The sequence below is a fragment of the Pseudoalteromonas sp. Scap25 genome, assembly GCF_013394125.1.
Classification (GTDB): domain Bacteria; phylum Pseudomonadota; class Gammaproteobacteria; order Enterobacterales; family Alteromonadaceae; genus Pseudoalteromonas.
Map to the genome: position 1 here is coordinate 3,325,735 of NZ_CP041327.1, position 24,523 is coordinate 3,350,257.

Consider the following 24,523-nt stretch of genomic DNA (forward strand, 5'->3'; position numbering starts at 1 on the left):
CTTAAGGCATTAAATCTAATTGAGGCAGTATACAGGCCAAATACGGTCTCTTTGTATGGGGTAAAACAGTGTGTACTATAGCTGCGCTAAAACCTGACTTTCGATTACAGCCTTCAATTATCAACTGCTTTGCGTCTTCTATCCCTTTCAAGTCCTCATCGTCTAAATCATCTAAGCTTAATCGACTAGTATGTCTCAAAAAGTTTAAAGCCGTCCTAGCATTTTTAATTGCCTTCCTTCGAGCTGAAACAATAGATTTTTCATCGAGGTTCAATATTTGTTTTGAAAGTTTCACACGCTGATAAGCTGTAGAGTCCTGCTGCTCGGAATAAATTGATGCCGTTTTACCTGTTTCAACTTCAAATGTAATAAGTTGAACATCATCCAGCGAACACGGATCTAAAATAGTTCGATAATTATAATCACAAGCAGTATCACCCCATGCTCTTTGTGATTCATCAATTAAAGGAAAGTAGTCAACTTTTCCTCCATCTTCGCGGCTTCTATTAGCATAGATACAAGAATAACGATAATTATCAATATCAAATGCCTTCCACCAATACCCTGGGTGTTGACCTGTAGCCGAGCATAGAATAGTCCCATCCTCGAGCTTAACTCTTCCCTTTGGCCAATAATGATCCACATCAAAATCGGTTCCTATTTGCGGAGTTTCGGTGTACCAACATTTAGCACCAAACTCTTGTACAAATGTTCTTTTTAAAGATGACCATTTATTGCCGATCTCCTCAATTGTTACTTTAGGATCCGCTGAAGCTGCTATTTTTCGTGACCATTGAATAGCTTTTTTATCCCAAGTTTTTGTTTTACAATTGGAAAAATGGCGTTTATCAATGTGTCTCATTGTCTGACACCTTTAAATCTTTTAATAAACTTTTGATAAGTTTTTTTCTAGCCTCAACACTGGCGACTTCTTCTCCAAATTTTAAGTACTTACTTCTAGCGATTAAAAATTGCCGATAGTCTTCATCAGGATGAATGTAACCATAACCGAGTTCTTCTAACTCTTGGTTTAATTCTTCTAACCTATCAGAGTCCTTATCCTCAACTAATAACTCACGGCGCTCACGAATCAATTGCTGAGTACCGTGGTCTAAGGTCGTTAAAAGGCCAAACATATCACTCGTTAATATCCCATTCACGGTCATTCCTTTAGGTGATAACTTAGGCTGACTAACCGATATCTCTTGGGAATGCTCTGAGCGAGTAACAACCTGAATTTGCTCTTGGTCAAGCTCATAGATTGATAGGGGGTGATGTGTTGTCATTACAATGTGGCTGACAAATCCATCGGGTACAAACATCTCTAATATTTGATGATATTTTGCTGCCCAATATGGATTTAAGTGAGTATCAGGCTCATCTAAAAGAAACAAAGCATCTCGTTTAGCAGTAAACTGAAGTAACCCAAATACAGTTAAAAGTTGCTGCTCACCTTCACTAAGTTCTGTAAAACTAATATCTTCAGCACGGCCTTCCAATGTTACTCTAATTTCTAACCTATCTAACATGCCTGACAAGTAGGTGGCCTCTAGTACTTTGAAAAAATCTTCTGGCCGCATATTTCGTGCTAATGACTCCAAAGATTTTAAATCTGGCAGATGATAGGCCACCACATCATGGTACTTTTTCTTTTGAGCATGTAAATCCAGCGTTTCTTCCTGCTGAGTAACAGGGCCAATGCCATTAGTTCTTAATAATTCAACAAAATCACGAATGCCGCCTTGAATCCCCCAAAAATCATTCGCATCATTTGACTCTGCATCCGTTGGCTTTTTCAAAAAGAAAGTGGCCGACTCAAATTTGGAAATTGATAGTTCACGGCTTAAAAATTTCTTAGCTTTCGGAAAGCCACGGGCTGAGAAAAAGGCTAACAATGAAAATTGGCTATGAAATCCCTTAGCATAAAAAAAGGGACGAATGTTAGAACGAATACTTTCATCTTTATGACGCACACTTTGGTAGAACTCTTTGCGTTTGTTAAAGAGCAACTTTTCTAAACGATCACTGGGCCCTGAATAATAAGCAAAAATATTCCGTGGTAAATATTTCGAAATACCTTCTTTATTGCGCTTTACTTTAGCAATATCGATACTTTGCTTTTTATCTAACTCTTTACCACTTGACGTAGTGCAATATTCAATCTGGTAAATAGACTGTCTGTCTGGGTTGGCATCCACTGACATCCAAGTTTCAAGACTTTCATCGCCTAATTTATAATCCAACTCATAGGAAAAAGGCGGCTTAGAGCCATCATCTAAATGCAAAAAAATTTTTACTAAAGCCTCAAGAATATTAGATTTCCCCGTGCCATTTTGCCCGATAATAACAGTGCGGCTAGTACCGGATGAAAATCTTATTTCAACGCCTTTTAGATTTTTAAAGTCCGAACGAATATTAAGGCGAAGTAACTTCATCGATTGATCTCCAAATACTGCTGACCATCTTTATCTATTTCTTTAATAACCTGCTGCTCTAGTAGCTGACTGATCTCTTTTAGCACCTCGCGTAAATCCATCAACTCTTTAAGTTCATCAAAGATTGCTTGTGGTTTTGCAATCCCTTTTTTATTGAGCACACCTACCACTGGATTTTCTAACAATATTTTCGGCTGGATCTCTTTTTTGGCTTTCGCTTTACGGGTACCTTTTTTCTTTTCTTTGTTCGCGTTTTTATTTGCCTCACGCTCAGCCTTGATCTTCTCTAATAACGCCTCGGCACTGTTGTCGCCGCTAATTAAATCAGGGTTGGCGGCGCGCCAATCGGCAGAGAGTTCACCGCGAAAGGCTTTGGCTAAGATAGATTGGGTGAGGTTATTAACGCGCTCTAATGCAGCATTGGTTTTTTGTTCGATGCTATCGGCAAAGGCAAACAGCTCTTCGACACGTCGAACAATTTCGGTTTGCTCTTCGAGGCTTGGCAGCTCGAATTCTAAATTCATTAAGAGGCTTGTTTCAACACTAGATACGGTCGTTCCAGCTTTAGAGCATTCTTCTAATATTCTTCGCTCTAACCCTTTTAACAGGTAAAACAAAAACTCAGGACTGATAAACCCCAAGTTTGGAACAAGTGCTTTGATATCTTGATTGATCGTTACTGGAGCTAGTGTTCTTGCAACCGGAAATGAATGCGCAAGTATCCCGCTTCGAGTTACGACTAAGATAGAGTTTGATGGGACTAATTTCATACCGCCAGTGTCGATTGCTTCCTTTGTAATTTTATCTTGAGAACTGGCAATTAAGTCCGTCTTCATATCTTTTGGTGACACCCAGGGTATATCACCACCTTCCCAATAATTGGAATTGCTTTTGCTGGGGGTTTTACCTCCAGATATAGCTGTAATTGCTTTTAACCGAGCTGGATTAGAAGATACTTTTTTCGCGCTCCGCCACTCTTCCGTCAGCTTCCCACTAACCGCAGCAGCGAGGACGGATTGGCGGAAGGTTTTTAGGATTTTTGGAATACGGTCGAGGCGGGCTTTAGTGGTTTCCACCTGTGCCAACAGGGTGTCGAGTTTATCGGCAATGACTTTTTGTTCGGCTAGGGGGGGAAGTGGTAGCTTAATCAGTTTAAGCTCTTTAACCGCTGCCAGATTTTGAATAGCCCCACCACCTGAATTTGTTAAAACACTTTCTTGCACTGATGGCGAGCGAAAAAGTTTAAGGAAAAAATCAGGCCAAATCTCTTCTGCCAGTCTAATTCTAAGCAAGGCTTGATTGATGACACCTTCGGGTGCATCTTGAGGCACTTGGGTAATTCTCCCCATCGTTCCTGAACAACTGACTAAGAAGTCACCACCCTGAACCCAAAAGCTTGCTAAATCATTGTATTTATCTTCATCAACAAAATACCTAAATCGAGTGCAGTCATCATTAATAGGAGCATACTGCTCATACACAGCATAACCACTCTCTTTAAAGAATGCTTTTTTTAAGTTACCTCCGAATGGCCCTCTTCTAAAGCCATTTACTGATGTAAGGTCTTCCCAGTTAACTTCTAACCATTGTTCAGGCAAATTAACCTCGCTCATCAATTCGCCCCTTCCAACGCCGCCAGCAATTCATCCAACTCACCCAAAGCCGCTGCCAATTCGTCTTTGGCTTCCCTTGCCAATACAGCAGGCTCAGGCAAATCAGCCGCATCGACGCTGTCTTTGTCTTTTAGCCAGCTAATATCCAATGAGTCGCCTTTAGTATTGGCTATCCACTCGCGGCTAAAGCAGCGCCAGCGGCTATGTAAAAGCTTGTCGTCGACGTTTTCATTTTCCACGGCTGCTTGTTTGTCTACTGCGATTTGTTCAGCACCAAAGCTGTATTCACCTTGGGTGCGGGCTGCGAGTGTTGAGGCAATATCTTGTTGTCGCGATAAATCACGACCTACAGGATCATATACGGCTTCAAACGGCGCTAAATGGCTATCACTAAACGGAGTGCGTTTGCCAAAGCTCGGCATGTTGGTACGCAAGTCGTACACCCATACATTTTCAGTGCAATTTTCTTGCTGATGCTTGTCGGTTGCGCTGCCTTTGGTAAAGAACAAGACATTGGTTTTTACCCCTTGGGCATAAAAAATACCGGTCGGTAAGCGTAAAATAGTGTGTAAATTACACTTGTTCATTAAATCGCGGCGTACGTCTGTGCCCACGCCTGCTTCAAACAATACGTTGTCGGGCAATACTACAGCGGCGCGGCCACCGGGTTTTAAATTGCGGTAAATATGCTGTAAAAACGCCAGTTGCTTGTTGCCTGTTTTATAGGTTAAATCGTCACGGGTATTGCTGGCCTCGCCGCCTTTGCTGGTACCAAACGGCGGATTAGCCAAAATTATATCGGCGCTTGGTAAGGCTTTACCGGCATCGCCCAGTGCGTTGCCTAAATGTATTACGCCCTCGTCGTCGCCTTCCATACCGTGTAATAAGCAATTCATTAACGCTAAACGGCGCGTGTTAGGTACAAGCTCTACCCCCACAAAAGCGTCGTTTTTTTGAAATTCAGATTGCTTGCTATTTAAGTCAAAATAATCATCGGTTTGCTCACGCATGTATTGGTCGGCAGCGACCAAAAAGCCTGCTGTGCCCGCAGCAGGATCTTGTATTACTTCGCCAACTTGCGGCTTCATGCAACGTACCATGCTATTAATTAACGCGCGCGGGGTAAAGTACTGGCCCGCGCCCGATTTAGTCTCACTGGCGTTTTTCTCTAATAAGCCTTCATATAAATCGCCAAGGCCATCTTTAGCGGCACTAAACCAATCAATTTGATCCAGCGTTTTAATCATTTGCTCTAAATGGCGCGGCTCACGTAAGCGCGTTTGCGCATCGGCATAAATGGCGCTGATTAATGGATCTTCGTGTACTTGCACTTCTTTGGTTTGGCCTGGGTTTTCTGGGTCAGCCTCAAGGCGTTTACCGGTTGAGAGGGCAAATAAAATGGCCTTGTAATCATTTAATAAATTGATGCCTGATTTGTCGCTGATATCCTGCCAGCGGCAGCCGATTGGCAGCGGATGTTTTTTTAAGGTGCCGGCTTCGGTGTTTTCGTGCACCATTTTAATAAACAACAGCAGTACCAGCTCGGTAACGTAGTCGCTGTAGTTAATACCGTCGTCACGCAGTACGTCACACAGGTTCCAAAGTTTTTGTACAATGTCGTTATTGGTCATGATGTTCTCAAAATTAGTAATAGGGGATTAGCCGTGTGCAACGAGTAAGGAGCACAAGGGTTGATTTATGTAGTAATTAACACGGCCTACTTTTTGTTTGGTCAAAAAGCCGTGCTCCACCAGTTGTTCTAAATACTTGGTGGCAGTAATCCGAGTTATACCGAGGTCTTCCACAATGAAGTCTATTTTGGTGTAGGGGTGGTTAAATAAGTTGTTAAGTAAATCTTGGCTGTAAATTTTAGGGAGCTGCTCTCGTATACCGTGTTTTACTTCTGCCATAAGGGTTTTCATGGCGGTGATAAGTGAAATGGTGTCTCGGGCGGTATCAATAACACCATCAAGCATAAACTCTAACCAAGGTACCCAATTACCTGTATCACGCACTGCTTGTAAATTAGCGTAGTAATTAGCTTTGTTCTTAATAACAAATCGGCTTAAGTACAGCACAGGTAGGTTTAGTAAGTCTTTAGTCACCAAGTACAAAATATTTAAAATACGCCCGGTACGGCCGTTACCATCGTAAAATGGGTGAATGCTCTCAAACTGATGGTGAATAATGGCCATTTTTACCAATGGGTCAGCATCACATAACTCATCGTTATTGATAAACTGAACAAGGTTATCCATAAGTTTTGTAATTTCATCGCCGTGTTGTGGTGGGGTATAAACCACTTCACCTGTTCGTGCATTTTTAAGATCAGTGCCGGGGAGCTTTCGTAAACCGGCATCATTATGTTCTAGGTTTTTTTGTATTGCTAGAATATCATTAAGGCGGATAAGTTTGCTTTTACGTGCGGTTTCGAACCCTTGCTTTAAAGCGACTGCATAATCTTGTACTTCTTTGGTGGCAGGGTTGGTTACAGCTTCTTCAAACAGGTTAGCTTTATAAAGTTCATCGTGTGTTGTTACGATGTTTTCTACTTCTGAGCTGTCTTTTGCTTCTTGTAGAGCGAGTGTATTAATCAGTATGGCTTCGTTAGGTATGCTTGCGGCAACGCCTTTTAGCTCTGCTAAATGACGATGTGCTGTGGCGGTTTTTTTTAAAACGGCACGGGTTTCCCATTGTTCAATGTTAGGGAGAGGTAAAGGCTCAATATAGGTCGACATAAATAACTTTTATCCTTTTTTATACATGTCTGTTTGGTTATGTATAAATTGTTTAGAAAATTATACATAAGCTATATAACATGTATAGCAATTCCATTTATTTATATACTTTATTGTTAAGCTGTTTTAGCTGGCCATATAGCTTCACTAAGCTCCTCTAGCACTATATCAAGTTGATTATTCAATACTTTATCAAATTGCTTTGCGCCGCCATGCTCACCAAAGCGGTTATTAACAAAATCACGGTCAATAATGACTTCATGCACAAGTTGCTTAGCTAATCGGTCTAACCACTTACGCTGGTTAGGGTTCCACTGGTGGCTTTGGTAAATGCGCGCCATAGCCTGCGCAACTCTTTGTTCAAACGGAACCAGTGCCTCACCTAATGCCGCGCGACGAATATGACCAATAATGCTCGCTGCAATATCTTGATTAGTTTGGTTACGCACTGCACTTTGCAGCTTGGGCTCGGTGTAACCTGCGCTATCAAGTAGTAACTTAATATCTTTGAGCTGGGTGCGATTTAAATCACGAGGCTTGTTAACAACCGCTGCAAGCGCTGCATTTTGATTTAATTGTTCTTTAATAAACTGGTTAAAGCTATCGAGGTAATCTTCTGGTTTTTGATGCGCACCATAGCTTTGGCTACGATCGCGGATTTCATCGTGATGCTCTGAAATAACAGGTTGTCGTTCGCTGCCTAGTAAGCTATTGACCTCTGCTAATTGATTTAATAAACCACTGTGCTGGTTTATAAACGTTGCCGCTTGTTTTGGCCCTAGCTGGTTTAAATGGGTGTGTAAGCTTTTTGGTTCAACACCCCATGACTCTTGCAACTCATCTAACTTTTGCTTAAGAGCTGGTTTATTTTCTGATTTTTTCTGTGCTTTACGTAATACCCGCATCACCTTTTGGCTTAGTTGACTCAGCACGACATCAGCATGGCTTTGTTCGGGTGTATCGCCAGGAGCACTAAGCGCTCGTTCAAGTAGATCTGGATTGGTAATTTCATCCACTAATTGGTCGAGCGTAACGTTCGGATCTCTTACCAGAGGCTTCATGGTATTAACATCTTGCAATGCTGCGTAGATATCAACTGGGTCATAAATGCGAAATACGGTTTTACCTATGTCGTCACAGCGGCGAGTTGCACGCCCAACCATTTGCTCGTATAAAATGCGCGATTTTACTCGGCGCATAAACACTAAGTTACAAATTTTAGGCACATCAATACCGGTCGTTAATAAATCAACGGTAATGGCAATATTGGGGTATCGCTCGTTTTTATATTGGCGGATAAGCTGTTCTACCTTATCGCTTTGGCCAGTTACTTTAGCCACGGCAGCCTGATTATATTCGCCGTTATAAAGATCTTTAAAAGCCTCATCGAGTAAGCGTTTTACCATGTCGGCGTGCAAATCGGTGGCACAAAAAATCATGGTTTTCTCGTCACCAAAGGGATCTAGCTCTTGCACAAGTTGCTCACAAATAACACGGTTGAAGTTTTCGTTAATAACTCGGCGATTAAACGCGTCAACTTCGAAACTTAGTTCGTCGTCGAGCTCAGCACTTTGTACTTCACCGGTTTGCGTATTAATAGCGCTAACTTCCTCACCTTTGGTAAAAGTAATGCCATTTTGTGTCAATAAGGTTTCATAACGAATCGGTGGCTCGTGATCTATTAGCCAGTCGTCAGCTACTGCTTCTCTGTATGAATAGGTATAAACAGGTTTGCCAAAAATATCACTCGTGTGTTTTGCCGGTGTAGCCGTAAGTGCGATTTTTACTGCATCGAAATAATCTAAGACTCGGCGATAGCTCGACAAGTATTGGCTGGTGTCGCGAGTAGCCAGTTCACCCTCTGTCATTTCTTGATCGAGTGTATAACCTCGGTGGGCTTCATCAATTATAATGCAATCAAACTGGTCTAGCGGTGGCGGGTTATCACTCATAAAAATACGCTTAACCATAGCTTGCACAGTTGCAACTTGTACGCGGGTTTCTGCCTCGGCCGCCATATCACCTAGTTCTGCCACATTGTATATTTTTGATAATGTGTGATTTTGTTCAAGTGGAGCTTCGTTAAAAGCGTCTATTGCTTGTTGCCCTAGAGCTGTTCGGTCGACTAAAAATAAAATTCGCTTGAAACGTTCAGCTTTTAAAAAGCGATACATTAAACCAATAATTGTACGGGTTTTTCCGGTGCCTGTGGCCATTGCTAGCAAAGCATGGCGAATATTTTGCGCTAAGGTATTTTCAACAGCGATAATCGCTTTTTGCTGGTAATCACGCACTTTTAAGTAGCCAAAAGGCTCATCTTTGAGTTTTTGTTGGGCGGCGTCTTTGCTGCGCTTAAGTAGATCAAGCAACCCCTCAGGGGTATGAAACTTTGGCAAAGCGCGTTTAATATTCGCAGGTTCGCGTACATCACGAAACCACGTACCTGATTGTTCAGCAAGTTGAGGTACATACGGGCGACCGTTACAGGAATAAACAAACGGTACTTTATAGTGGCCATCATCTTCATCTGGCCATGCTATGGTCAACCCTTGTAGCTCCCAAGCAGGTATTAAAGAGGATTGAACATTCAAGCCTTTACTGTATCGCTCTGCTTGTGAAATTTTACCTGCAACATTGGTGTTTTCTTTTTTAGCTTCAACCACCGCAATAGGTGAAAGGCCTGCAAAAAGTACGTAATCAGCACGCCCTTTTTTTCCTTGATATTCAGTAGGCCACTCAGCAATGGCGATGTTTTTTCCTTTCTCTGGGCGAGTGCCATTTTTATGGGTGAGCACTTCAGTATCAACATCCCAGCCAGATTCTTGTAACTGTTGGTCGATTAGAATACGTGTTAACGCTTCATCCAGGACAATATTCTTAGTTGCAGCTTTTGAACTTGTACTTAGCTTTTGCTTATATGAGGTGTTTGATTCGTCATCTAGGTTTGAAAGCTTAGTTTGTAACTCTGCTATCTTCTTTTCGTAGTTGTGTTTTTGGTCGGCAAGCGCTCTTTCATGTTCTTTCGCTTGCTCAGCTAGCTCTTTGGACTCTTGGTCCATTTCAAAAGCTAGCGATTCATATTCTGTTTTTTCTTTATTTATTAGTTCGTTGAGTTGTTGGCTGGAGTCAAGATCGAGGTTTGCTTTTTGCAGGTCGACTTTTAAGTTATCTATTTCACTTTGTAAACTACGTAATTGCTCACTGGGGTCATGAGGAGGGGTAAAAGCACCCGGTTTAAATGAGGTACCCTGCTTACCAAATGACTGATGAAACCATATCGCTAACTTACGTGCGACAACTAAGCCATTAATAGCTTCTTTATGTTTTGTTCTAAATTTGTGAGTTGCTTTATTCCCTTCAACCCTCAGCGTATGAAAAAGGTCTTTAACAACCTGATCTAATTGAAGCTCTCTACTGATTCTGTGTATTAATTCAAGCTGCGAAGTATTGTCTTCAAAGTTAACTCTTACTAATACAGCAATGTGTTGCGCAATCGCCTCGCCTAGCTGTCTCAATTTAATTAACGTGGTATTAGGGTCACTAGCAAACGCTTTTTCAGCCGCACCCGCTAGCTCGACAAAAAGATCGTCGTGTTCAGAAAGAAAGTAAAAATTTCCCATTTTATTATCCACAGCTAACTCCATTTAAGCACTTGCTCTAACTTATTGGGCATCTACTTATTCAACTTATATTTTTATTGTTGAATACCATTAAGCTTATTACTTTCAGCCATAATACCAATATAAGTTAAAAATTATACATTCTTAATCAAAAAGATATACATACAAAAAACGGCCACTTATTGTGACCGTTTTAGTTGCATACTTTATTTTTAGAATCGAACTCGTTTGTTTCGTTCTTTATTTCTAGTAGCGCACATTAAACTCAGTTTTGATCATTATTTAACGTGCACAAAACCTATAACCTGTTGATCTTACTCAACAGTAACCGATTTTGCTAGGTTACGTGGCTGGTCGACGTCAGTGCCTTTAATTACTGCTACGTAGTACGACAGCAACTGCAGAGGAATTGTATATACAACAGGGGCAATCACGTCATCTACATGGTTTACGTTGATTACACGCATTGTATCGTCTGACTCAAAGTGTGAGTCTTTATCAGCGAATACATAGATGATGCCGCCGCGAGCACGTACTTCTTCTACGTTTGATTTAAGCTTTTCAAGCAATTCATTGTTTGGTGCTACAACAATAATTGGCATGTCGGCATCAATAAGCGCTAATGGGCCGTGTTTAAGCTCACCTGCTGCGTAGGCTTCAGCGTGAATGTATGAAATCTCTTTAAGCTTAAGTGCGCCTTCCATCGCGATTGGGTATTGTGAGCCGCGCCCTAAAAACAGTGAATGGTGTTTATCAGCAAATTCTTCAGCAAGGTCTGCAATGCCATCAGCCAATAGTAGCGTTTCTTCTAATTTAGCTGGTAGCAGTTTAATAGCGTTAACGATCGCGCTTTGATCTAAGCCTTTCTCTTGCGCAATAGACGCAGTAAGCATTAACAAACCAACAAGCTGTGTAGTAAATGCTTTAGTAGAGGCTACACCAATTTCAGCGCCTGCTTTGGTCATAAAGGCAAGGTCTGATTCTCGCACAAGCGATGAGCCAGGTACGTTACAAATAGTCATTGACCCCATATAGCCTTGCTCTTTAGCTAAACGCAGTGCAGCTAAAGTATCAGCCGTTTCGCCTGATTGTGAAATAGTTACTAGTAGGCTATTTTCGTGTACAAATGACTGACGATAACGGAACTCAGAGGCAATTTCTACGTTACAGCTAACACCTGCATATTGCTCAAGCCAGTAACGAGCAACCATACCTGAGTGGTATGACGTACCACAGGCAATAATTTGTACGTGTTTTACGTCTTTAAATATTTGCTGTGCGCTATCGCCAAAAGCATCAATAGCTACGCGGTCATCGTTTAAACGTCCTTCAAGGGTGTTACGTACTGCAAGTGGCTGCTCATAAATTTCTTTTAGCATGTAGTGACGGTAATCACCTTTGCCTGATGCATCTTGTGTGATGTTTGATTCAACAACTTCACGCTCAACCGCGTTGCCATCTGCATCAAAAATTTCTACTGTGTCGCGAGTAATACGCGCTACATCACCTTCTTCTAAGAAGATAAAGCTGCGAGTTACTGGTAATAATGCCAGTTGATCAGAAGCAATAAAGTTTTCACCAAGGCCTAAACCAATAACTAACGGGCTACCTGAGCGTGCTACAATAATTTCGTTATCATTCGCTTTATCGAACACAACGGTACCAAATGCACCTTCAAACTGCTTAACAGCAGCTTGAACTGACGCTAATAAAGTGGTGTGCTGCTGACGTAACTGATGAATTAAATGCACCATGACCTCAGTGTCGGTGTCTGATAAAAACTCGTAACCGTCGCCTTTAAGTGCTGCACGCAAGCTTGCGTGGTTTTCAATAATACCGTTATGCACAAGCGCTAATTGATTGCTTGAAACATGTGGGTGAGCATTGGCTTCAGTTACACCGCCATGAGTCGCCCAACGAGTGTGTGCAATACCTGTGTGGCCGCTAACACCAGCTTGTTCAAGTGCTGACTCTAAGTTTACAACCTTACCAACCGCTTTAACTGTATTAAGTGTATTGCCTTCAAGTAAAGCTACACCTGCTGAGTCATAACCGCGGTACTCAAGACGCTTAAGGCCTTCAACTAAGATTTTATTTACTGGACGTTCTGCAACAGCCCCAACGATTCCACACATAGTGTCTCCATTAATTTTTTAATTCTAGCAACTTACGTTTTAGTTGCTATTCCATAATTTCTGCGCAAATTAGTTTTACACCACACGCCTCTATGGCTGCACGTTTATCACTTGCTAAGCCACTGTCGGTTATTAATGTGGTTACTGTTTGCCACGGTAATTCTAAATTTGGTATTTTTCGGCCAATCTTATCTGATTCAACCATAACGATTACTTCGCGCGCCGCTTTAGCCATCACTTGGCTTAATCCAACAAGTTCATTAAACGTGGTTGTTCCACGCGCTACATCAATGCCATCAGCACCAATAAATAGTTGATCAAAATCATATGAGCATAGAACATTTTCAGCTACTTGCCCTTGAAACGATTCAGAATGCGGATCCCACGTTCCACCTGTCATCAAAAGGGTTGGTTCGTTTTCAAGTGAGAGTAAACGACTCGCCACTTTAATCGCATTAGTCATTACAACTAATCCGCGTTTATTTGCAAGTTCTGGGATCATGGCGGCCGTAGTACGCCCGCTATCAATAATAATGCGGTTATGATCTTTTATAAGCGATGCTGCCGCTTTGGCAATGGCCACTTTGCGCTTAGAATCAATCTCATCGCTAACAATCTCTTTAGGCAGAGCAATAGCACCGCCGTAACGGCGCAGCAATAAGCCACTTTTTTCAAGCGCGGTTAAGTCTTTTCGAATAGTTACTTCTGATGTTTGAAACTGTTCAGCTAAACTATCTACGGCTACCTCACCTAATTCATTAACTTGAGTAAGGATCAAATGGCGGCGTTGCTGGGTGTTTCGTTTGGTCATAAGTGGTTACAATTAAGTTTCGTTTCGAAAGTTAGTAGATTTTAAACGAAACTAATAAAATGGCAAGTGAATGCGTAAAAAAAGCACAGTTTTATTCAAATTATCATCATGCTTAAAGTAGGTTAAGCTAGACACCATTATTTAAGTTAAACAAAATTGATATGCAGTCATTTAATAGTATTAGTAAAGAGAATCTAGCGCAGCGTAAAGCTGTGCACGAAATTTGCCGCTTATTTAATAAAAGCCCAAGTAAAGGTAACTTAAAACGCATAACAGGACTGTTTGCTAACTCCGGTTCGGGCGTCATTATTGAAGCAGGCTTTCATTGTGATTATGGCTCACAAATACAAATTGGTGATCGTACTTTTATAAACATTAACTGCACTGTGTTAGATGCGCCAATTAATGAAGGAGCTATAAGCATTGGCGACGATTGTTTAATCGGCCCGAATGTTCAGCTACTGGCAGTCTCGCATGCGATTAACCCTACAGAGCGGCTCAAGAAGGAGAACTTTACTGCACCGATTACTATCGGTAATAATGTGTGGATTGGCGCGGGAGTTATTGTGTTAGCTGGCGTTACAATTGGCGATAACGCTGTTGTGGGCGCAGGGTCAGTAGTAACCAAAAGTGTGGCTGCGAACACTGTTGTTGTCGGTAACCCCGCGATAAAAATTAAAGATATTTAAAGAGTTATATCATAGGTCGTCGTTTACGGCGACAACCCCCTGCGATATTAAATTTACAAATATACTGAATCCCAATACGGATAGTCACCAATTCTAGTGACCAACTTGCGCCTCAAAGGATTTGCAGCAATGTACCTTGCTATTTCAATCCTATTTTCTTCTTCTCGCAGCGCATGATCATAATACGCTCTTTGCCATACAGGCTGATTTAAATCCCGTACTTTATTAACTTCTCGAACTGATGCGCCTTTTAAGTGACCCACTACAACCCCTAATTCACTGTTTTTAAGCTGCAACAAACCATGGAAATGATCAGGCATTAAAACCCAAGTTAACCAACGGCATTGATACTTGAGCTCATTACTCGCAATGCATCTACAAAAGATATTAGCATGATCGAAATTACTAAATATCCCTTCTCTGCGGTGGCATGTAAATGTAATGAAGTATTCGCCTGATTGAATTGATACACGCCCTTTCTTTAAGTTACTCCAGCTCATTTAGTAAATTCCTTTTTCTAAAGCAGAAATAAAATATAGCCTATTTACGCGCTAAAGCACGCCCTACATCACCTCAATACACACCTGTAGGTCATCATTTATGGCGACATCGTTTGCTTATCTAATCATCGCGTAAAACAAGCGATGGCCGTGTACTGGCGGCTTTAAAGGCAAGACTGGCAACGGTTAGCCAAGTAAACGCACCCACAATGAGGCCTGCCAAGCAATATACCCAAATGGTTTGCTCAATACGGTCGTTAAAACCTTGCAACCAGTTATCCATTAGCCAATAAGCTAGAGGTAAAGCAATTGCTGCCGCTGCGAACACTATGATTAAAAACTCACGGGCAAGTAGATTAACTAAATTTAAACGGGTTGCGCCCAATACTTTTCGCATGGCTAATTGCTTTTGCTGACGTTTCGCTGCAAATGCCGCTAGTCCAAATAAACCTAAGCAACTTAAAAACATGGCCAGCACAGAGAAATTTCGAATAAGCACAAACAAGTCATGCTCGACGCGATAAACCTTGGCTAAGTCTTGCAGCATTAGGCTAAATTGCGGGTTGGCAGTTAAATTAAACTGTTTTAAAAGCTGGCGTAGCTGACTCAATAATTGAGGAAAGTTTGCTTGCTCGGTGCTTACCACCAATCTAACGGTTGATTGTGAGCTATACCCTGCTGAAAATGACACAGGCAGCCAATCGTCTTTTGCCGAGCCCACTTTAATGTCTTTTATCACACCAACGATGATAGCATTGATGTTGCGGTAAAGCCCCTGAACTTGCAGCCCCACTACCTCACTCACACTCTCATAGCCAGCGCGTTTTGCCATTTGTTCGGTCACCAAAATGGCCATTGCTTGAGGCGTATCCTCGCCCTGCTGCGTATTTGACTCCTCATTGACATAATGCAACCAATCGCTTTGAAATTGTGGTGAAAAATCTCGGCCAGCAAGTAGTGTCAGACCCAAGGTTTCCACGGCATGAAAACCTGTGCCAATAGTCGGTGGCAGTTCGCTTTCTTCATAGCCGTTTGGCCAACGGAAGTAAAAACTTTCTAGGATGCTATCGGTTAAATCTGTGTCTGTAGTGGTCACTTGCACGACACCGGGCAGTGCACGGATCTCATTGAGTATCGCATGCTCTTTTGCCATCAATTGCTTGCTACTTAAATCGTGTATCACAATGCGATCCGTCACATCATAACCAACCGCTAAGCTTTGCAAGAACGTTAACTGTTGCAAGCTCACTAACGTACAAACAATTAAAGCCATTGCCATGGCTGCTTGAAATACTAACAAGCCTTTACGCAGAATCTGACCTGTTTGCAATTGCCCTGCAAGTAAACTTTTAAGCGGAGCGCGTTCTACACATAAAGCTGGGTAAACACCTGATACAAAAGCCAATAAAAGTATCAACCCCAATACAGCTAGCAATTGTGACCAATCCCAAACTAGCTGTAATGGGCGGTTTGCAAAGTCACTAAAGCTTGGTAATAACACCTCAACCCAACACAACGCTAACACCGTAGCAAAGGCCAGCATTAGCAAAGCTTCTAACAAAAATTGCAGAATTAATTGTCGCTTACTCGCCCCCAGCATTTTTCGCATAGCAATTTCTTTGCTGCGATACAACAATTGCGATACCGCAATATTAATGTAATTGGCTGCGGCAATGGCGAGTAGTAACACGCTCAATACCAGGCTCAAGTTCACTAAAAAAGCCGACCCGCCAGGTTTAAATTCAAAGGGAGAATGGGCTTTAAAATACACGTCTCGCATCGACACTAAACGATATTCAAGCTGGCTATTCTTTAATTGATATTTTTCAATAAGACTTCTAGCTAACTGCTTTTCTATGCCTTTTAAATCAGCTCCTTGCTCAGTTTTTAGATAAACATAACTCGATATATCGTTATGTTCGGTGAAATCAACAGACACTAAAGCATGAAACAAAAAGTGGCTATTATCGGGTAAGTCATTAAAAACAGCACTCACAGTGACACTTCTCTCGCCCATCAATAAGGTTTGCTCGAACGCATTGCTAACACTGCCGAATAACCTTACAGCCTCACTTGCACTAAAGGCGATTTGATTGGGCTCTGAGAGCGCTTGTTCAAGATTGCCAGCTATCACATCAAGATGAATAAAATCACGTAAATTGGCCGAAGTGCCATATACATTTCGCAGCTTAAACGCTTGCCCAGCCACTTTAATATGATCAGTAAATAAATCACTATCGACCACATCTGCCAGCACCAATAAGTTGCTTACATCACTACGTGAAGACACTGTTTGCGCAATGCTTACAACCGTTAATGGGATCTCTTCTAAGCCCGGCACCTTTACATCAACATGCAAACGATAAACTTGCTGGTGATCGGGCTGCATTTCATCAAACGACAATTCATACTCTGCGAATAACGTCACTAACAGAGCTGCGGCAAGACCAATACTTAACCCAAAAACATTCAATAACGAATACAGCTTATATTGCTTAAATACTCGAAACGCTGTTGTTACATGTGATATCAACATACCTAACCTATAAGACCTTGTTCTCACCCCAAACGGCCTACCGGTTACACCGACAGGCTATAGCTTTGGCTAATAAACTTTATTTATTCATAACGTAAAGTAAGCGACGGTCTCGTACTGGCAGCTTTAAAGGCGATGCTTGCAACCGTCAGCCAAGTGATCGCAGCAACACTCAAAGCTGCAACCAAATAAACCCATAGCGCTTGATCAACCCGCTCGTTAAAGTTTGCGAGCCAGTCACCCACCAGCCAATAAGTTAGCGGGTATGCGATTGCTACACTGCCAAGCACTAAAATTAAAAACTCTTTTGCCAGTAGATTCATAATACTGATGCGTGATGCACCCAGCACTTTGCGTACAGCGACTTCTTTTTGGCGACGAATCGTGGCAAATGAAGCTAAACCAAAAGTACCTAAGCAAGTTAAGAACACTGCAAGGCCAGTAAATATAAGTACGACAAGAGAAACACGCTCATCACCTTTTAATACCGCTTTATAGTTTTCAGCTAGCAGGTTTATTTTTGGCTCATAAATATTAGACACTTCAGCTAAAGCTGTGATCACTGCCTGTTTTATAGCAGGGAGGTTTTGTACGTTCACGGTTAAAATCACTTCAGATACTGGTGCTAAATAGTTAAAGCCACATAAAAACATAATGTTAGAATTCGCATCTTGTGCATTACCAACCTTTACATCTTTTACAACACCAACAACTCGCATATCCACATTACGCCCTGTGTCTTTAATTGTTTGTCCAACAATATCAGCCATATTGCTATAACCTGCCTGCTTGGCAACGGTTTCTGTAATAATTGTACCTACTGTTGTAACCCCATTTGCTCGCGTCGCCCAGTCTGAGGAAAACTCACGGCTAAAGTCTCTACCAGCAATAAGCGTAAAGCCTAGCCCTTTTACAACATCAAAACCAGAACCTATCACAGGGGTTATTCCACCTGAAAATTCACCATTGGGCCAAGTAGGCTGTAATGTATTATTAATTGAAACGGTTAAACGAGTATCAATAATCGTTGCTTGCTCTACACCATCTATAGCCGTCAAGCGATTAATTAGTGCGCTAGGCTGCTGCGTAAATACCGATTGCACCGGCAACTCTGAAACCACTAAGCGTTGCTGCGTTTGATAGCCTAAAGGAAGGCTTTGTAAATGAGATAATTGTTTTAACAACGTAACCGATGCAATGATCAAACCGATTGCTAATGAAGCTTGCAAGGTCAATAAACATTTACGTACCCAAATGGCCGTATTACCGCGTTGTAAATCGCCACTTAACACTCGTTTTGCGCTAAATGATGAGATAAACAATGCCGGGTACAAACCTGCAAGTATGCCTACAGCAATAACAACAGCCATAATGCCCAAACCAAAGGCTGAAAAATAACTCACTATCAGTTCACGATCGACCAGCTGGTTAAAGCTTGGCAATAACAGTTCCACTAACACACAAGCAATAATCATCGACAATAGAGCAACCAAAGTAGATTCAGCTAAAAACTGTGTTACTAACTGCAGCTTACTTGCGCCAAGTGCTTTGCGCACCCCTACTTCTTTGGCGCGCTTTGCAGACTGTGCCACCGTCATATTGATAAAGTTAAAGCCAGCAATCAAAATAAGTAACACGCTCAACCCTGCACAAATCGTTACAACTTGCTTTGCGCCGCCTGCTTTCATTTCAAATGGCGATTTTGCTGTTAAATGTAAGTCTAGTAATGGGTGTAACTCAATGGCAACTTGACCCGCCATTTGCCCATTGAAGTACTGTTTAGACAGTGTATCAGCGAGTGCTTTTGGATCTGCTTGCGGCGCCAAACGCATATAAACATAACTGCTATTAACCATCAGGTTATTTGGATCATGTTTTACATATACGAGGTTTTTAAATGCAAAGTGAGTATTGCTTGGTAAATCTGCAAACACCGCCCGTACAGTATATTGCCCTTGTTCGTGCTGTAACGTGTTACCAATAACATTTATTGTACCGAAAATACGCAGTGCTTCAGATTCACTTAGAGCCAAGCTCTCAGGTGTACTCATTGCATTTTTTAAATCCCCTGCCAATGTGTTTATATTGATAAAGTTCTCAATATTTGGCGTTGCCCCATACAAGTCATTAAGTTTAAAACCCTGATCCAGGTACTGCACGTCAACCATCGCCTCTCTGGTCCACGATACCATCGTCAAACCAAACACTTCTTCTACTTGGCTATATTCAGTGGCTTTTGCCGCTTGAGAATAATTAAAAATAGGAATGACTGATAAGCCCAACTTTGAGTAATCTTGGCCTACACGGTAAACACGTTCAGCGTGAGGCTGCTGACTATCGTATGACAACTCGTTTTGTGCAAATAGTGCCACTAAAATTGCCGCAGCTAAGCCGATACTTAGCCCTAAAAGGTTTAGGATAAAATGCTGTTTTTGTTGCTTAAATGATCTTAAAGCAGTGACTAAATAATTAATAAACATATTAAGCAACCTCAACAACGGCTTGCTGCACAATATTTGCTTTATCAAGCATCACTTGGCCATCCAATAGGCGCACTAAACGATCAGCATAGGCACCCTCTTTTTCTGAGTGAGTCACCATAATAACCGTGGTGCCCTCGCGGTTTAATTCGCGTAGCATCGCCATCACTTCATCACCGTTTTTAGAATCGAGGTTACCGGTTGGCTCATCGGCTAAAATTAGCTTGGGATTAATCACTAATGCACGCGCAACGGCTACCCGCTGCTGCTGACCACCCGACAGTTGCTGTGGTAAATGCTCGCCGCGGTGATCAATACCCACGCGCTTTAAAATGGTTTCTACGCGTTGCTTACGCTCACTTTTTGATATTTTTTGATACTGCAATGGCAACTCTACGTTTTCATAAACTGTTAGCTCATCAATCAGGTTAAAGCTTTGAAATACAAAGCCAATTGATTCTTTACGTAGCTCTGCTAGTTGCTTTTCGCTATAGCCTGCAATGTCAGTTCCCGCAAAATCAAAGTTGCCTGAGGTCGGTGAATCAAGCATACCCAAAATAGAAAGCAGCGTTGACTTACCACAGCCAGATGGCCCCATAATCGCTAAAAAGTCACCTTCGTTTACGGTTAAGTTAATATTACTCAGCGCTGTTGTTTCAACATCTTGAGTACGAAATACGCGGCTTAAATTAGTTAGTTTGATCATTGTTATTATCCTTAAAATTGTAGTTGCTGTGCTTTGTCAAAGTTGCTGTAGCTAGAGGTAATCACTTTATCCCCAGCGTTTAGCCCTTCAAGCACTTCAAAATAGTGTTGATTCTTTTTGCCTAGGCGGATATCACGGCGCACTGCTTTATCACCGCCTTGCTCGATTACATAAACCCAGTTACCGCCCGAGTTAGTAAAAAAAGCCCCGCGTTTAAGTAGTAAGGCATTGTTATTGTCATCCCCTAGCATTAACTCAATATCAATGCTTTGGCCGCGCTTAATGCTTTTAGTGTTACTGGGTAGGTCCACTTCTACTTGAAATTGTGACTGCTGTACGCGGCTATCGATTTTGCTCACTTTTGCATTCACCGTGCCGCTTTCTAGCTCAATCATTACCGCCATGTCACGCTGCACTTGGTTTAAATAAAATTCATCCATGCGCACCACTAATTTATATTCATTAGGAATATCTATTTGGCCTAACCGCGCACCACTGTTTTTAGATTCGCCAATTTCCACATCAAGTTCGCTTAAATAACCTGAAACAGGCGCTTTGATTAATAAGTCGTCGAGATTTCGACGCGCAAATTGCAGATTTTTTTCGAGCATTTTAGCGCTGTCTGACAACTGCGCCACTTGCACCTCACGGATTGAATTTTCTTGCTTTTGGCGCTCAAGGGTGAGCTCTTTACGGGCTTGGTAATAATTTAAATCTTCTTCAAGCTCAGCTAGTTGGTCTTGCGCCAATACGCCACTTTTAACCAAAGGTTTAGTTTGTTTTAATCTACGTGTTAAATGGGTAATTTTTAATTCGATTTCTAATAAGTCACGGCGTAAGTTTAACCGGCTGGTTTCCATGGTCATTTGCGTATTACGTAAAAAGTTAAGCTGCTCGGTAACTTGTGCTTCACGGCTCATTACATCAAGTTGTAAGTTAGTGTTGCTTAAGCGCACGAGCGGTTGGCCTTTCTCAACATATTCACCTTGCTCGACTAATCGCTCTTCCACTTGACCACCAGCAATGGTATCGAGATAAATACTGGTTTTTGGCACAACTTGACCGCGTAAGCTTAAGGCATCTTTAAAGGCACCTTGTTTAACCGTGCTAACCGTTAAGCCACTACGCTCGATATTTTGGCTACGGCCCGTATCACTGCTTTGCGTATAACCATATGCAGCCGCAACAACACCTAAAGTAAGAGCTGCAAAAGTAAATTTTTTAAAATACTTTTGCGTAAATGAGCGTTCTATTTTTTTGTCCATGTCGACTACCTTGATACAGGTTTAATTTAACTAATTACTTATTGTTATTACAAAGCGTGTGCCAACTTTAATTAACCAATAAAATCAATAGCTTAATTGCAAATTAAGTTTTTAAACTAATTATAGTGTCCATTTATAGAACACTTTATTATCTTATGAACGTCCATTTATGGACACTGTCCCCTTTTTGTTTTAGGCTAAATAAAACTCTATAAAAATAAAAAACATGAAACACACAGGCTCTCTTCTAATTGTTGATGACAACCCAGACATTCTCATTGCAGCACGTTTATTACTAAAACAGCATTATCAAAGTGTTAAAGCCACAGACAATCCATTTGACATTGCAGGCATCATTAACGAGCAACGCAAGCTCGAGCAGCCCGTTGACGTAATACTGCTTGATATGAACTTTACCCAAGACTCAATCAGTGGCAAAGAAGGCTTTTATTGGTTGAAAAAAATTATCGAACAAGACGCTAATATCGTTGTTTTATTAATGACCGCTTACGGCGATATTCAATTAGCCGTAGATGCAATTAAAGCGGGGGCCTCTGATTTTATTGCCAAGCCTTGGCAAAACGAGCAATTACTTGGCGCAGTCGCCGCTGCATTTTCACACGCAAAAGACAAACAGCAAGTGGGCAAATTAACGCGGCAAAAACAAGGGTTAAACCAAGCCTTAAACACGCCTAACTTTGAGTTTTTAGGTCAAAGCAATGCGATGCAACAGGTGTTTAGCACCATAGAAAAAGCAGCTCAAACTGATGCCAACATATTAATAACCGGTGAAAGTGGCACAGGGAAGGAGTTGACCGCAAACGCCATTCATCAAGCAAGTATGCGCCATAATCAAACATTTATGAGTTTAGACATGGGTGCGGTGGCGCAGAATTTATTTGAAAGCGAACTTTTCGGCCACAAAAAAGGCGCGTTTACCGATGCAAAAAGCGATCGAATTGGTAAATTTGAGCTTGCCCACGGTGGCAGTTTATTTTTAGATGAACTGGGTAATTTACCCTTAGAGCATCAAGCCAAATTACTGGCTGCACTGCAAAATAGACAAATAACGCCCGTTGGCAGCAGTAAAGCCGTTGATATAGATATTCGCCTTATTTGCGCCACTAACGACAACCTTGATCAAGCCGTCGCAGAGGGGCGTTTTCGTCAAGATTTATTGTATCGGATAAACACCGTTGAAATTCGCCTTCCGGCATTACGGGAGCGCAGCGATGACATTCCATTATTAGCTAATTACTACCTAAAACACTTTGCGCAAAAATATAAACGCAGCTTAACCATTAGCGATGATGATATGAGTGCGCTTTGCCAATACGCGTGGCCAGGTAATGTACGTGAATTGGCTCACGCTATAGAGCGTGCGGTTATATTAACTGAAGGGGATACACTCGATATAACCTCAGTTGTAGGTAATAGCGCAGCACCTAGCGCTCATTCTGCGAGTCAAAGTACAGAGGATATAAACAATCAGCTACAGTACGACACCTTTGATTTAGACATACTCGAACAACGCACAGTTCGCGCAGCACTTAAGCACCATCAAGGTAATGTGAGTCATGCAGCCAAAGCACTGGGTTTAACCCGTGGTGCCATGTACCGCCGCCTTGAAAAGTACGGGCTATAATCATGCGAGCTAATTTATTACTTTCATTTAATATTATCGCACTTATAAGTGTTAGTGCGTTGCTTAGCTATGTATTGCAAAAGCATGGTTTTTCAGCGACGACATTATTAATGATGCTAGTCGCAGCGGCGCTAATAGCGCATATTTTTACGCTGTTTAAGCGCCAACAAAAACAAGCTGAAATGGTGATCCGCGCTTTAGCTAATGGCGACAGTACATTAGGGCTTGGTCAGCAACACCCAATGCTTAAGCAATTTGAGCAAGTAAAAGCACAAATGCAAACAGCGCGCTTTAATGCCGAGCAACAAGCTCAGTTTTTACAAGCTTTGCTCATCCATGTTGATTTAGCCGTTATGGTATGTGATGACAACGGCGAGGTGATCGAATCAAACCCAGCCGTTAGTAAGTTACTAGGTAAAAGCTTCCAAAATTTACATGAGTTAGGCGCTGTTGGAGAGTTAATTTTAAACGCCGAACACAATATCCGCAGCACCACCTACTGGCAAAATGGCGAGCAGCACGACACCCTATCAATTCAACTGAGTATCGCCGAAATACAAGGGAGGGTTCGCCGTGTAGTGAGCTTACAATCAATTCACGACCAATTACAACTTAAAGAACAACAAGCATATAAACGCTTAACTAAAGTGCTCACTCACGAAATTGCCAACTCTATTACGCCACTATCATCACTAGCTGATACCTGCAGTAATTTGCTGCCACAAGCATTATGTTTTAATGAGCTTGAAGATAAACAAGACTTACAGCTTGCACTAAGCACGTTAGCATCAAGAACCGCTCATTTAGGTGATTTTATTGCTCGCTTTCGCCAAGTTAGTAGCTTACCTAAACCTAATTTAGCACCTAAAAATTTAGCCGATATGCTAACGCATATTGTCGCTTTACATCAACAACAAGCCCGTGAACTGCAAATAGATATAGAGCTTACAATTCAAAGCCAGCAATTAGTGATGCTTGATAGCAGTCAAATAGAGCAAGTATTAGTAAACTTAATAAAAAATGCACTTGAAGTACTAAAGAGTAACCAAAAGTACAGTACTGAGAATGCCACTCAAGCAAGGGTCAAAATCAGCTTGGCGCAAAACGCTAGCCAACAACTTTATATAGAAATCAACGACAACGGCCCAGGTATCAGTGAGCATGTGATAGATATGATCTTCGTGCCATTTTTTACCACCAAGCAACAAGGCTCCGGCATTGGCCTTAGCCTCTCTCGGCAAATAATGCTCAACCACGGTGGTGATTTAATTTATGTACCAAAACCACAAGGCGCCTGTTTTAGGTGTGTGTTTGGTTAATTCATTTGACGGTCATTTTTAGCTCACCCTA

The 24,523-nt window shown here is 41.7% G+C and carries 16 protein-coding genes; 3 read left to right on the top strand and 13 right to left on the bottom strand.

Translation table 11 applies throughout. The annotated features are described in order from the left end of the window. Position 1 precedes the first annotated feature (1 nt). The 8 genes from FLM54_RS15365 to FLM54_RS15400 form a co-directional block, all read right to left on the bottom strand. Positions 2-862 (bottom strand): hypothetical protein, encoded by an 861-nt coding sequence (locus tag FLM54_RS15365; protein WP_178956805.1) that lies wholly within the window; start codon positions 860-862, stop codon positions 2-4. After that, a complete protein-coding gene (locus FLM54_RS15370; RefSeq protein WP_178956806.1) occupies positions 849-2,435 on the bottom strand; it encodes an AAA family ATPase in 1,587 nt (528 codons plus the stop codon). The genes FLM54_RS15365 and FLM54_RS15370 overlap by 14 nt, the downstream gene beginning before the upstream one ends. Continuing rightward, positions 2,432-4,048 (bottom strand): restriction endonuclease subunit S, encoded by a 1,617-nt coding sequence (locus tag FLM54_RS15375; RefSeq protein ID WP_178956807.1) that lies wholly within the window; start codon positions 4,046-4,048, stop codon positions 2,432-2,434. Before FLM54_RS15375 ends, FLM54_RS15370 begins: the two co-directional genes overlap by 4 nt. After that, the gene (locus FLM54_RS15380) at positions 4,048-5,679 is read right to left on the bottom strand and encodes an N-6 DNA methylase (RefSeq protein ID WP_178956808.1); all 1,632 of its coding nucleotides are present in this window, start codon (positions 5,677-5,679) and stop codon (positions 4,048-4,050) included. Before FLM54_RS15380 ends, FLM54_RS15375 begins: the two co-directional genes overlap by 1 nt. A 27-nt stretch (positions 5,680-5,706) precedes the next feature. Further along, entirely contained in the window at positions 5,707-6,786 is a 1,080-nt protein-coding gene (locus FLM54_RS15385; RefSeq protein ID WP_178956809.1) for a Fic family protein, read from the bottom strand. Between the two features lie 116 nt (positions 6,787-6,902). Further along, positions 6,903-10,430 (bottom strand): type I restriction-modification system endonuclease, encoded by a 3,528-nt coding sequence (gene hsdR, locus FLM54_RS15390; RefSeq protein ID WP_178956810.1) that lies wholly within the window; start codon positions 10,428-10,430, stop codon positions 6,903-6,905. A gap of 290 nt (positions 10,431-10,720) precedes the next feature. Continuing rightward, a complete protein-coding gene (gene glmS / locus FLM54_RS15395) occupies positions 10,721-12,541 on the bottom strand; it encodes a glutamine--fructose-6-phosphate transaminase (isomerizing) (RefSeq protein ID WP_010392174.1) in 1,821 nt (606 codons plus the stop codon). 46 nt (positions 12,542-12,587) lie between these two features. Continuing rightward, positions 12,588-13,352, bottom strand: coding sequence for a DeoR/GlpR family DNA-binding transcription regulator (locus tag FLM54_RS15400; protein WP_178956811.1), 765 nt, complete (start codon positions 13,350-13,352; stop codon positions 12,588-12,590). Between the two features lie 161 nt (positions 13,353-13,513). Between FLM54_RS15400 and FLM54_RS15405 the strand changes: the two genes are divergently transcribed. Then, on the top strand, positions 13,514-14,041 hold the full coding sequence (locus FLM54_RS15405) for a sugar O-acetyltransferase (protein ID WP_178956812.1): 528 nt from the start codon (positions 13,514-13,516) through the stop codon (positions 14,039-14,041). Positions 14,042-14,094: 53 nt separating this feature from the next. On the opposite strand, the gene FLM54_RS15410 is transcribed toward FLM54_RS15405, so the two are convergent. From FLM54_RS15410 to FLM54_RS15430, 5 genes are all read right to left on the bottom strand, one after another. Next, positions 14,095-14,541, bottom strand: a complete 447-nt coding sequence (locus FLM54_RS15410; RefSeq protein WP_178956813.1) for an REP-associated tyrosine transposase — start codon at positions 14,539-14,541, stop codon at positions 14,095-14,097. A gap of 121 nt (positions 14,542-14,662) precedes the next feature. After that, on the bottom strand, positions 14,663-17,077 hold the full coding sequence (locus FLM54_RS15415) for an ABC transporter permease (protein WP_178956814.1): 2,415 nt from the start codon (positions 17,075-17,077) through the stop codon (positions 14,663-14,665). Positions 17,078-17,160: 83 nt separating this feature from the next. Further along, positions 17,161-19,557: an ABC transporter permease gene (locus tag FLM54_RS15420; RefSeq protein ID WP_178956815.1), complete on the bottom strand. Its 2,397-nt coding sequence runs from the start codon at positions 19,555-19,557 to the stop codon at positions 17,161-17,163. 1 nt (position 19,558) lies between these two features. Further along, positions 19,559-20,263, bottom strand: a complete 705-nt coding sequence (locus FLM54_RS15425; RefSeq protein ID WP_178956816.1) for an ABC transporter ATP-binding protein — start codon at positions 20,261-20,263, stop codon at positions 19,559-19,561. Positions 20,264-20,274: 11 nt separating this feature from the next. Next, positions 20,275-21,528 (bottom strand): efflux RND transporter periplasmic adaptor subunit, encoded by a 1,254-nt coding sequence (locus FLM54_RS15430; protein ID WP_178956817.1) that lies wholly within the window; start codon positions 21,526-21,528, stop codon positions 20,275-20,277. Positions 21,529-21,754: 226 nt separating this feature from the next. Between FLM54_RS15430 and FLM54_RS15435 the strand changes: the two genes are divergently transcribed. Both FLM54_RS15435 and FLM54_RS15440 read left to right on the top strand, forming a co-directional pair. Then, on the top strand, positions 21,755-23,173 hold the full coding sequence (locus FLM54_RS15435; protein ID WP_178956818.1) for a sigma-54-dependent transcriptional regulator: 1,419 nt from the start codon (positions 21,755-21,757) through the stop codon (positions 23,171-23,173). A gap of 2 nt (positions 23,174-23,175) precedes the next feature. Further along, entirely contained in the window at positions 23,176-24,492 is a 1,317-nt protein-coding gene (locus FLM54_RS15440) for a PAS domain-containing sensor histidine kinase (protein ID WP_178956819.1), read from the top strand. The last annotated feature ends 31 nt before the right edge of the window (positions 24,493-24,523 follow it).